Below are 11,786 nucleotides of genomic sequence, written 5' to 3'. Positions count from 1 at the left end.
GGTCAAGAGGAAAATAACAAGTAAACCATGAAGTACAACCTGGTTTTAAATGTGTCCAATAACGATTAACAAAGCCTTGCTATTACAGGAGGGCATTTTGAAATTTGAGCTATCTTGGACAGCAGTGTATTTTAATATCAATTTACGGAATTTTAATAAATATCTAGCGGTATTATTTATTCGAGATGTTGGATAATCCAAGTGTGACTTCGGCGATTCATACATTATTCTGTCAAATTCGTTTTTACTCATTTTAAGGTTACTTAAAATAAAATTTAAATCATACTCAAAATCATCTTTCTCATAGAGAGGTTCTTTAAGCCTATCCAATGCCTCTTGCCTTGTCATTTGACCAGAAACTATCATGCTTGAATAATGAGATTTTCTTTTGTCTACTCTAAATTTTGTTGGCAGATAGTAGCGCTGCATAAATTTGGTGAAAATAGACTCGCAATGTTTATCACCATAATATTCAAAACCACAGGACTTACTTAACGTTTCAAATGCATTTTTTGCATTGTAGTCTAAGAAATTGAGTGGCCTGAAAAACGTTATCTTGTGTAAATACTGATAGACAAACTTTTTTTCAAAAACTGAAAAAATTGGGAGATTTCCAGGATCATATTTTTCACCAAAACGTTTCCATATAGATAGAATGTGTTTTTTATCAGAGGCATCGTAAGTATTGCCTTTTTGTAGAATGCTTTCGAGTGCAAAGTTGCCCCCGTTCAAAAAGCAATCAATTTTGTTTTCTTTGGCAAACCTGTAAAGACAGGCAAAAAGAACATTGTCCTGAGGTATAGCAATATTTGGCACTCCGGCTCTAATAAATGCTTTTGTCAGGTCAGCAAACAGGACTGGATCAGGTTTTTCGATTATCAGATCAATTGAAAACTTATTGCATATTTTATTAATGTTTGCAGTTGTTACAGGCGTGTCAAAACCATCATCAATGTGTATTGCAAGCATCCTTAAACCATATGTATGGCCAATGTAAGCTGCATAAGATGAATCCAGCCCGCCAGACAGTCCAAGCATGCAATCATACTTCTCTTTCATTCTTTTTGCCTTTAGGTCATCAAAAAACTTTTCCAACTTCTTTTTTCCAATATCATTAGGGAAATAAACAACTTCTTTCGCTCTGAGGGCATCTGAGCAATAATTACAGTCCCCCTCATTATCAAACATAATTGTAGGATCAGAAAGATTATCCATTACACAACGTTTACACTGCATGTACCCCATGACTCATCTCCAACTTTCTATACAGGCTTATCAGTTTCTTTTCTTCTATTCCCCAGTTAAATTCTTCCAGTACCGCCCGTCTTCCGTTTTTGCCCATTTCTTTTGCTTTGTCCGGGTTGTCAATCAAGTATCTTATTGCCTCGGCTATATCATCCACATTATCGGGGTTTACTGCAATTCCGAAGTTATATTTTTGAATTATTTTTTCTGCATAGGAGTATTTTGTTATTATTACAGGCAATCCCATCGACATATATTCATATACTTTTGTTGCAAAATTATCCCCTGTGTTGTACTGTCCGATATTTAAAATCGTTGCTGCGCCAATCGTTGATTCCTTATATAACTTCAATACTTGATCTCTTGTAAGGTGCCCTCTGTAATCAACAGAGGAATATTCGGGCATTTGTTTGACTTCGGATTCGTAACTGGCAGGCGAGAATTTGCCGCCTAAAATCAATTTTACGTTTGCCTTGTATGCAGCTTTTATCAAGTGGGTAATTCCTCTGTTGTATGTCAGGCCTCCGACATGACAAACGGACGGAGCTTTATTTTCATTTTTTTCCTCTTGATATTTGTCATAAAACTCGGAGAGTAACGGTGCATTTGATATTATTTCTGTTTTTTTGCATCTTCCTTTAAAAATATCTACGCCATCAAAAAAAGTACATGGTGTAATGACAGCATCTATCTTTTTCGCCGTTCCTGTTTCGTATGTTTTGTAAATACCAGATATTACTGACCTAAGTATATACGGAATATAGCCTTTGACCTTGATTTGCGCAGGGTAGTTTTCATGGCTGTCAAAGATTACTTTTTTCCCTGCCTTTTTCAATTTTCTTGCCAACGGCAAGAGTTCTGGATCATGCAAATGATATATTTCTGCGTCTACTTCCAGAGCTTTTTTGTACATAATATTGCTCGATAAAATTATTCTTTGGAATCTTGATTTTGGAATACCTGTAACAGAGATTATCTTTACTCCATTTTTAATCTCGTCCTTTTTTCCGTCAGCAACTAATAACGTAACATCATAACCTGCATTGGCTAATGAAGTACACTCTTTTATAAAAATCCTTGTGTCATATCTGGGGTGGACACTTGTTACATGGCATACTTTGACTGACATAGTTTAGTCCTTATCGTACGCCTTCATAATTATCTCAACCGTTTTTCTGGCTTCCCTGCCCGTACACATCGGCTCGGTCTTACCGTCAAGTACATCAAATACATGTCTGTAATAAGGGAGGTGACCAAAACCATATACTGATGGCGGAGCTGTGTCAGCGCGTCTTGCCTCTTCATCCATCGGATCTTCATCAGCAAATTCCCAATGTTCAATTTTATTGAGGGCAAATCCTCCGACACGTACAGTTCCTTTTTCTCCAAGGATGGTAAGGCTGCCTTCAAGGTTTTTCGGGTATGTCAACACTGTCGCGTTTATGCTGCCAATCGCACCCGTAGCAAACTTGATAGCCACGGATATGGTGTCTTCAGCTTCCATTTTTATCTTCTGTGTGGAATACTGTGCCGAGACATCTGTAAAATCCCCACCGAACCACTGAACAAGGTCAACGTAGTGGCTTGCCTGGTTTGAAAGGCATCCTCCGTCAAGCTCATAAGTCCCCCGCCACTTTGCCATGTCGTAATAATCCTGGGGGCGTGTCCACAAGACGTTTGCCAGTATCATGTATACTTTGCCAAATCTGCCTTTTTCAAAGGCTTTTCTAAGCAATTGAATGCTTGGATTAAATCGGTTCTGTTTCACGACCATGTATTTGACCCCGGCTTTTTCAGCCGCTTCTATTGCCTTGTCGCATGCTTCAAGACAACATCCCTGCGGTTTCTCAGAAAGGATGTTTTTGCCAGATTGTGCTGCCTCTATCACCTGATATGGATGAAGGCCGGAAGGGGTGCAGAGAGTTACAAGATCAGCCTCAGTTTCTTTCAGCATCTGTGAGTAATCGGTGTAAGGCTTGCATCCGTTGCCGATCTTCTCTGCCGCTTCCCGCGCCCTTTCCGGGATAACATCACAGCAGGATACGATCTCTGCAATTCCTTCTTCCCTCAGTTTAAGCAGTGATTCAATATGGTTTTTACTGATACGACCGCATCCGGCTAAAGCTACTTTGTGCATGGTTAAAATCCCCCCGGGATTTTGGCAAGCAATTGGCAAGCGCTAGGCGAGCAATTGGCAAGCTATTGTTTTTTATTAATGGTCATACTATTGTTAAACGATTTTTTTAAACATTACTGAACTAAGGGCAAAAGATTAGCCATTACTGAGCACCTTACTTTTCATAGTATATCTGCTCTTCTAACAACTGTTCCTTTGATACTTCTTTCCAAATCCTTGCAGGAGCTCCCAGGACTATCATTCTGGGGGGGACATTTTTTGTTACTACTGAGCCGGCTGCTACAAGGGCATCTTCTCCTATTTCAACTCCGGGCAGAAGAACTGAACCTACTCCAATTCTTGCTCCCCTTCTTAGTATCGGACCACCAAAATGTTTCTTCCTCTCTTCAGTACGTCCCACATAATTATCATTGGAAAATGCTACGCAAGGAGCAACGAAGCAATAATCCCCTATCGTACTGAACGCCGTTATATAGGCGTTGGTCTCTATCTTTGTCTTTTTACCGATGGTCACTTTGTTTTCCACCGTTGCTCCACGCCCTATTATAGTACCTTCCCCGATCTTCACATCTTCTCGGACTGTGGCAAGATCACCGAAGAAGACCCTGTCAGCTATTTCCGCTCCCCTGTATATTACGCACCCCGCCCCTATTGTTACGGCCTTGCCAATAACCAGTTGAGGAAGTTCCCTGGGAGCACCTGTGGTTGCACTCATGGAAGCGACAGCAGGCATTTTTCCAAGGATAGCTCCGTCAAGTATCTTACAGTTGTCCCCGATCCGCACATTCTCCTTGATTATGACATTATGCCCGATCTCAACGTTGGAGCCAATCAAAACATTGTCTTCAATTATTACGTTGTGACCGAGAGTAACGTTCTCACCGATTTTCGCTGTATCAGAAATGTAGTTAGGCATGTTTAAAACCCCCTGTAGATCATTTGTGAAGCTGCGACAAATATGGTCGCGTGAAGCAATAGTGAAGCAATAGTGAAGCTGTTGTTTAAAAGATAACCAAAAATCAGTCTAATAGCAACTTTTTGGATCTCAACGAGAGACGCTGGACCCCGGGGGTCAACCCATACCGGGGAGACGATAATGGTGAGATCTCTGGTTCTAACAATCGTTTGACAATTGTTTGACTAGCGTTTGACCCTACCTGCAACTGCTTCCCGCGACCGTTTTTGTCGCAGCTTCCCGCGGCGGAGCCGCTGCCCTTTACGACCGCTTGCCTATTGCTTGCCAACGCTTGCCTATCGCTTGCCAATAATTACAAGCGGTACAGATTCTCCGCTTCCACAGCTTCTTTGCCCAGTGCTGAGGATATGGCATTTTTGGTGTCAAAGACTGCCTTGGCGTTATCCAGAATCAGTTTATAATCAACATTCTTTGTATGTAGCGTTGTAATAACGACTGCATCACATGACTTAATTTCTTCTTCTGAAAGTTCAACTGATGCGACTTCATTGCCTTTCCATTTGGCTGTTTTGCAGTAAGGATCATGGAATACGACCTGTGCGTGTTTTTTCTCCAGTTCTTCCCATACTTTAAGCGCCGGCGATTCTCTAAGGTCATCTATGTCACCTTTATATGCTATACCCAGGAGCATTATCTTGCTCTTGCTTAATGCTTTTCCGTGCTCATTCAAAATGTCCATTAGGCGTTCAACCACATAATTTGGCATACCATCGTTTATCTCTCCGGCAAGCTCTATAAGTTTTGTATGGTAATCATACTCCCTGGCCTTGTATGTAAGATAGAAAGGATCAAGCGGTATGCAGTGGCCACCAACTCCCGGGCCGGGATAGAAAGGAATGAAACCGAAAGGCTTTGTTGATGCCGCTGCTATTACTTCCCACACGTTGATGCCCATTTTGTCGTAAACGATCGCCATTTCATTTGCAAGGGCGCAGTTGACTATGCGGAATGTGTTTTCGAGTATTTTGGTCGCCTCTGCCTCTTTTGGTGATGAGACTGTAAATACATCTGCCCCAAGCACGATGCTGTAGAGAGTCTTTGCTATCTCTGTACACTCGGGAGTACAACCACCTACCACCTTTGGGGTATTATGTGTTTTATATCGCAAATTTCCGGGATCTACCCTTTCCGGGCTGAATGCGAGGTGGAAATCCTTGCCTACTTTGAGACCGCTCTCTTCGAGTATGGGCTTGACTACCTCTTCCGTCGTACCGGGATATGTTGTAGATTCGAGTACCACAAGCATATCCTTGTGCATTCTCTTGGAAATCTCTTTTGCGGAGTTGACTATGTATGAAAGGTCCGGCTGTTTGAATTTATCCAGAGGTGTAGGGACACAGATCGCAATCACATCGCACTCAATAAGCCTGTCAAAGTCACAGGTAGCAGAAAGATGTCCACTTGCAACAAGGTCCTTGAGGTCCTGGGGCACAATGTCACCGATGTAGTTCTCTCCCCTGTTGACCATGTCCACCTTTTCGCATTGTACGTCAAAGCCAAGAACGACAAATCCCGCTTTTGCCTTTTCTACCGAAAGAGGAAGTCCCACGTATCCAAGACCAATTACACCTATATGAGCGGTTTGAGATTTAATTTTATTAATTAATATCATTATTACAGCTCCCCTGAAATGAAATATGTCTCACTAAATAAAAATATATTCATTAATATTTATCAGCAATATATTCAATAAATTTACATGCTAAGGCAGAGTATGTATAATTTTTTACAGCAAAAGCACGTCCTTTAGCACCCATATCCTCTCTTGATTTTTTATCCATTGCTTTGAGTTTAAATAACTTCTGAGACATCGTTTCAACATCCCCTGAGGGTACAGTAAAACCACACCCAGATTCACTTACGGGATCAAATGTAGAGGAACATGAACATAATGCAGGTTTTCCTGCCATCATATATTCAAAAGTTTTATTCATTACAGGGCCATACTGTAATAATGGCGTCATTGGCAAGCAACAGGTCAAAACATCCATAGCTGTGTAAAATGTTTTAATTGTATTTTTAGGTATGGGAGGCAAAAATGAAATATTTGTTAATTGTAGGGAAGATGACATTTTCTCAAGATTTTGTTTTTCAACGCCATCCCCCACAAAAACAAAATGAATGCTTTTGTCAATTTTTACTGAATTAGCTAAATTAACCAACAAATCCAATCCGTTACTTAGTGCATGTCCCCCTGCGTAACCTAGCAGAAATTTATCCTGATTTTTTAAGTTTATAATAGTCGTATTGTGTGGCTCAGGTAAATTATGATAATTTTCGTCCCATTCTTCAATAACAATTCCATTAGTAACTACCCTGTAATTATCTATGCTCATTCCTCTTGTAATCAGGTGTTTATATGCATATGGATGTAGTGATATCACCAAATCTGCATTTTTACACCAATAATCCTCCGCTCTCTGCATTACCATAATAAAAGGGTGCCATTGGGACATGTTGCCCAGTACCATTGGAGACATCGGCCAGAGGTCGTGGAGCTCGAAGACAAATTTTGCCTTATGCTTTTTCGCCATCCAGTTTGCCGGATAAGAATCCAATGGGTATGTCGAAGACGCAATGACCACATCAGGATCAAGATCTTTGTTTATTACCTTTTCAAATTTATAGAGCTTGCGGAGAAAAGAGAGCATATTCTTTATCCTGCCTATTCCGTTTCCGTGATAAACGGGGGTCTTCAGCCACACATATCTTATCCCATCAATATATTCCTCTTTGATAGGCTCTTCCATGTCAATGTTTTTTTGTCTAAGGTGTGAAAAAGAGGCAGCAACAATGGTCACGCTATGCCCCATTTTCACCCATTCTCTTGACATGTAATAAGGACGAAACTCCATTCCGTGATAAACGGATCCTGCGTAATGATTTATCAACAATATCCTCATTATTATATTAACTCCCAAAAAGTATCAATGATTATCTTGATATCCCCTAACAACGTCCTGTTTTCGACGTATCCTACATAATATTTCAGCTTAACAGGCAAAATTTCATCTATATATGTTTTCTCAGGGTTTTTGGACAAATTAAGAATTTCGTTTTCATTCTTGAACTCCAAAGAAGCCCTGTCTGTGATTCCCGGGGGAACAGAAAGAACGATTTTCCTTACTTCTTCCGGATAGTATCTTACGTATTTGGGAACTTCCGGCCGCGGCCCAACAAGGCTCATTTCACCTATTAATACATTGATTAATTGCGGCAGTTCATCCAGCTTGGTCTTCCTAAGAAATCTTCCCGATCTGGTTATCCTTTTATCATCGCTTGTGGTCAACTGTAATCCCTTGCCATGCGGGTCATGAACCATAGTCCTGAACTTAAATATTTTAAATGGTTCCATGTTTTTACCGACCCGGACCTGTCTGTAAAAAACCGGCCCTTTGGAATCAATCTTTATCCAAAGAGAGATCAACAAAAACAGTGGGCTTAAAATAATTAGCCCTGAAACCGACAAAAATAGATCCAACAATCTTTTTACAATCATGCACTGAGAACTTTTCTTACTTTTTCTATCACAAAAGACACATCTGAATCAGTCATTTTTGTATATATCGGCAAGCTTACTATAGATTTAAAAACTTTTGTAGCAACAGGGAAATCAGATTCTTTCAGATCGTAGGCTTCTTTATAGTAAGGCTGCATATGGGAAGGAATGAAATGAACACTGCAGCCAATCCCCTCTTCTGACATATTTTTAATAAAATTATCTCGTGAGACAGGAGAATCATTTTTAAGCCTTATCTGAAAAAGATGCCAAGCGTTGTCTCCGTCATTCAAATTTAGCAAGGGCAGGTCGATAGGAAGCGACTGTAAACCTTCAACATAAGCGTTGGCAATTTGAGTTCTTCGCTTTTTAAAAATATTTGCTTTCTTTAGTTGATGTATACCAATTGAGGCAGCGATGTCTGTCATGTTGTATTTATAACCCGGAGCTATGATCTCATAGTACCAGGATGGTTTGTCTGAGGTATAGCGGTCGAAAGCATCCCGGTCTATTCCGTGCAATCTCATCGTACTGGCCCTTGCAGCTATTTTAGGATCTTTAGTTACAAGCATCCCACCTTCTCCGGTAGTAATTGTTTTAGTAGCGTAAAAGCTGAAGACTGTAACGTCTGAGTCAAGAGTTCCTATCATATTACCCTTGTAACTGACAGGGAACGCATGAGCAGCATCTTCAATAACTTTCAATTTGTGCTTCCTGGCAATTCGTAATATTTCACTCATATTACAGGGCAATCCTCCAATATGAACGGGGATGATCGCTTTTGTCTTTGATGTAATTGATTTTTCAATAAGAGAAATGTCAATATTCAAAGATGCAGGATCAATGTCTACCAAGACAGGGTGGGCCCCAAGATACCTAGCCACTTCTGCAGTTGATGTAAATGTAAATGTAGTTGTAATAACTTCGTCTTCACGACCAATGCCACATGCCTCAAGCGCAAGATGTAAGCCGGCAGTTGCAGAATTCACTGCAAGAGCAGTCACATCATTCCCCAAGAAAGACTTAAAATCTGATTCAAATCTTTTTGTTTTTGGACCTGTAGTCAACCAACCTGAACGAAGAGAATCTACTACTTCGTTTATTTCTTCTTCTCCAATATCAGGCAAAGCAAAAGGCAAGAATTTTTTATCAGACATTCGGTACACCTTCTTCTTGGAATAAAAGACGTATTAAATCATTCTTTATTCTACACTAAAATCCGTGGCATATTAATTGCCGTGTGAAACCGCCTGAAGATGTACCTTGGCAAGCCGTTGGCAAGCAATAGGCAAGCGGTTGGCTATAGGTGCATTGGCAAGCTGAGGTTGCGAATCTATCGCAAATCAGTTGTTTAGGACCCAAACCTAAGCCGCTGTTCCGGCTCTACCACATACCAGAATGACGATTATGAATGAGTCCAGGAAGGACGGGAAGTGATACTTGGTCCAAACAATTGATTCGCCATTGATTACCCACTGACTCCCTATCGATTTCCGCGGCACGATTCTTGCCGCTGCCCCTCACAACTGCTTGACAACCGCTTGCCTATTGCTTGCCGGTCGCTTGCCCATGGTCCAACTCCCCATTTCCGCCCAGCTGGAATATTGCGGCTTTTAACTCTGCTTCAGACAAAGTACCTCCAGCCGAGTCTGCCAAAAGCTTTTCGACTCTGGGCAGAAGCGATTCTTTCTCGGGGGAGAACTTGCTCAGGTAGATCTTTTCGCTGGCTGTCGTGTCTACGTGATCCGGGTCGTAGAAGAGCTCTTCGTAGAGCTTTTCTCCGGGGCGGATGCCTGTGAACTCTATCTTAATATCCTTGTATGGTTCGTGGCCGTGGAGCCTTATGAGGGTCTCGGCCATTTCCGCTATGTTTACGGGCTCTCCCATGTCGAGGACGAAGAGTTCTCCGCCCTCTCCCATAGTTCCTGCCCGGAGGACAAGGCTGACAGCTTCCGGGATGAGCATGAAGTAGCGCTTCATGTCCTTGTGTGTTACTGTCACCGGGCCTCCGCGCTCTATCTGCTGTTCGAACTTGGGGATGACGCTGCCGCGGCTTCCCAGGACGTTTCCGAAGCGCACAGCCATATAGGATGTATCCGGGTATCTCTTCTGAACATAGAATAACATGCGCTCTGCGATCCTCTTTGTCGCTCCCATTATACTCGAGGGGTGGACCGCCTTGTCCGTTGATATCATTACCATTCTCTCAGCCCGGTATTTCCCTGCCATTTCCGCAAGGGTCCTCGTTCCGTAGGAATTGACGCGAAGAGCCTCTCTTGGGTTGTCTTCCATAAGCGGAACGTGCTTGTGGGCCGCGGCGTGAAAGACGAGGTTCGGCATATGTTTTTTAAATATCGCTTCCAGGGTCACTTTGTCTGCTATGTCAGCGATTATCGGCACCAGTGGGACTTTGTTTCCCGACAGGGCGAATGATTCGAGCAGATTATATATTGACTGCTCCCCGTGGCCGAGTACAAGCAGTTCGGAAGGTCCTTTGGCGGCGACCTGCCTGCAGATCTCAGATCCGATAGATCCTCCCGCTCCCGTTACGAGGACACGCTTGCCCTTTATCAGATTTTCGACACCGGGGTCGTCAAGCCTTATCGGCTCTCTGCGGAGAAGGTCTTCGAGCTTTACCGAGCGGAGTTTTTTGACGCTGACGTGCCCGTCGGCAAGGTCGATGAGGCTGGGCAGTATACGTACACGAACATTAAGCCCTTCAAGGGAACTGACGAACTCCTTTATCTTGTTTCCGGAGGCAGAAGGGATAGCTATAAGGACAACTTCGACGTCATTTTCCATGACGATCCTGCGGATGTCCTTTGTATTGCCAAGCACGTCCAGAGAAGCAACCTTCATGTTTTGAAGTCCGGGGTCATCGTCAATGAAGCCGATGGGAGTCAGTTCCGTGTCATTTCTTAGAAGGTCCCTTGCAAGGAGAGTCCCCGCCTCCCCCGCTCCTATTACGAGGGCACGCTGCTGCTGGCAGGACCTACCCGAACGTGTGACAAAGGCAAGCTTCCAGAACGCCCGCGTCGTTGTAAGGAAGAGGAGACCGAGAATAATAAGTATCGAGAGGGAAGACCTGGGCACCCTCAATTCATCGCTTAGCTTGAAGAGGACCAGGAAAATGGCTGTCCCTGCCACATACCATCTGAGCAGGATAGTATATTCCTCCACGCTGGCTCTGGGCCATACTACTTTGTATACTCCGCCCCATATCATAGGGATAAGAATGCATGCAGAGAAGATGAAAATAGTCTGAAGAAGTTCGCCGGCGTATCCCATTTCGATAAAGAAAGTGAGCCTGAGAGCATAGCCCAAGTAGACAGCGAGCGCAAGTGAAATAAAGTCAAGGGAAAGCACATATCTCCCCCTTGACGCAGTTTTAAGATAAATAGACAAAATACATTTAAGAAGGCGGTTTTCTTTTATCAAAATCAGAACTGTCCTTTACAATAAAAAATATGATGGACAATATTGAATATTTACAAATAACCTTGTGAAATATCTGAATAAAGTCAAAATACTATTGGTTTTAGGAAAACCCCAAAGTGTTGTAATTCTAGCACAAAATCATGTTTAAGTCTTTATGCCAAATGCAACATTGGACCTCCTGTCTTTTATCAAAGATAAATTAATTCAAACGCATTATATTCTTGAACAATAACATTTGTCAACGCCGGGATAAATTTGACCCAAACGCCGGTTGAAATTTGACCCAACGCCGGACTTCCTCAGCCGGTTAAGATAACGCCGGATTAATTACAGCGGGAGGAACAGAAACAAACCCGGCCTTTGACCTTCCTCTTAGTCGATATGTTTCACCGCGTATGTTAATAACATGAGCGTGATGCAGCAGGCGGTCAAGCATTGCCGTAGCTATAACCGGATCACTCATCAACTCTCCCCAGCCAGCAAAGTGTTTG

Annotated in this window: 10 protein-coding genes; all 10 read right to left on the bottom strand. The window is 42.4% G+C overall.

Annotated features, from left to right (window positions below):
* Positions 1-45: 45 nt before the first annotated feature.
* Positions 46-1,188, bottom strand: coding sequence for a hypothetical protein (locus tag OLM33_09895; protein MCW1713964.1), 1,143 nt, complete (start codon positions 1,186-1,188; stop codon positions 46-48).
* A 37-nt stretch (positions 1,189-1,225) separates the two neighbouring features.
* A complete protein-coding gene (locus OLM33_09890; GenBank protein ID MCW1713963.1) occupies positions 1,226-2,374 on the bottom strand; it encodes a glycosyltransferase family 4 protein in 1,149 nt (382 codons plus the stop codon).
* Positions 2,375-2,377: 3 nt separating this feature from the next.
* The gene (locus OLM33_09885; GenBank protein ID MCW1713962.1) at positions 2,378-3,382 is read right to left on the bottom strand and encodes a Gfo/Idh/MocA family oxidoreductase; all 1,005 of its coding nucleotides are present in this window, start codon (positions 3,380-3,382) and stop codon (positions 2,378-2,380) included.
* Between the two features lie 154 nt (positions 3,383-3,536).
* Positions 3,537-4,298 (bottom strand): N-acetyltransferase, encoded by a 762-nt coding sequence (locus OLM33_09880; GenBank protein ID MCW1713961.1) that lies wholly within the window; start codon positions 4,296-4,298, stop codon positions 3,537-3,539.
* Positions 4,299-4,650: 352 nt separating this feature from the next.
* Positions 4,651-5,970: a nucleotide sugar dehydrogenase gene (locus tag OLM33_09875; protein ID MCW1713960.1), complete on the bottom strand. Its 1,320-nt coding sequence runs from the start codon at positions 5,968-5,970 to the stop codon at positions 4,651-4,653.
* A 52-nt stretch (positions 5,971-6,022) separates the two neighbouring features.
* A complete protein-coding gene (locus tag OLM33_09870; GenBank protein MCW1713959.1) occupies positions 6,023-7,261 on the bottom strand; it encodes a glycosyltransferase family 4 protein in 1,239 nt (412 codons plus the stop codon).
* Between the two features lie 2 nt (positions 7,262-7,263).
* Positions 7,264-7,857 carry a sugar transferase gene (locus OLM33_09865; protein MCW1713958.1) on the bottom strand — a complete coding sequence of 198 codons (594 nt, stop codon included), beginning with the start codon at positions 7,855-7,857 and terminating at the stop codon, positions 7,264-7,266.
* Entirely contained in the window at positions 7,854-9,014 is a 1,161-nt protein-coding gene (locus OLM33_09860) for a DegT/DnrJ/EryC1/StrS family aminotransferase (GenBank protein ID MCW1713957.1), read from the bottom strand. The genes OLM33_09865 and OLM33_09860 overlap by 4 nt, the downstream gene beginning before the upstream one ends.
* Positions 9,015-9,402: 388 nt before the next feature.
* Positions 9,403-11,262 (bottom strand): polysaccharide biosynthesis protein, encoded by a 1,860-nt coding sequence (locus OLM33_09855; protein ID MCW1713956.1) that lies wholly within the window; start codon positions 11,260-11,262, stop codon positions 9,403-9,405.
* 340 nt (positions 11,263-11,602) lie between these two features.
* The coding region (locus tag OLM33_09850) for an ATP-binding protein (protein MCW1713955.1) at positions 11,603-11,786 on the bottom strand (184 nt) is incomplete at its 5' end.

It is taken from the genome of Synergistaceae bacterium DZ-S4 (genome assembly GCA_025943965.1).
GTDB lineage: Bacteria > Synergistota > Synergistia > Synergistales > Synergistaceae > Caenicola > Caenicola nitritireducens.
This window is presented reverse-complemented; position numbering and strand designations above follow the sequence as displayed.

What these genes read in the sequence shown, in the direction of transcription:
- OLM33_09860 (MCW1713957.1), bottom strand. Translation starts at nt 9,014, where the DNA reads ATGTCTGATAAAAAATTCTTGCCTTTTGCTTTGCCTGATATTGGAGAA.
- OLM33_09885 (MCW1713962.1), bottom strand. Translation starts at nt 3,382, where the DNA reads ATGCACAAAGTAGCTTTAGCCGGATGCGGTCGTATCAGTAAAAACCAT.
- OLM33_09875 (MCW1713960.1), bottom strand. Translation starts at nt 5,970, where the DNA reads ATGATATTAATTAATAAAATTAAATCTCAAACCGCTCATATAGGTGTA.
- OLM33_09895 (MCW1713964.1), bottom strand. Translation starts at nt 1,188, where the DNA reads ATGTTTGATAATGAGGGGGACTGTAATTATTGCTCAGATGCCCTCAGA.
- OLM33_09880 (MCW1713961.1), bottom strand. Translation starts at nt 4,298, where the DNA reads ATGCCTAACTACATTTCTGATACAGCGAAAATCGGTGAGAACGTTACT.
- OLM33_09890 (MCW1713963.1), bottom strand. Translation starts at nt 2,374, where the DNA reads ATGTCAGTCAAAGTATGCCATGTAACAAGTGTCCACCCCAGATATGAC.
- OLM33_09865 (MCW1713958.1), bottom strand. Translation starts at nt 7,857, where the DNA reads ATGATTGTAAAAAGATTGTTGGATCTATTTTTGTCGGTTTCAGGGCTA.
- OLM33_09870 (MCW1713959.1), bottom strand. Translation starts at nt 7,261, where the DNA reads ATGAGGATATTGTTGATAAATCATTACGCAGGATCCGTTTATCACGGA.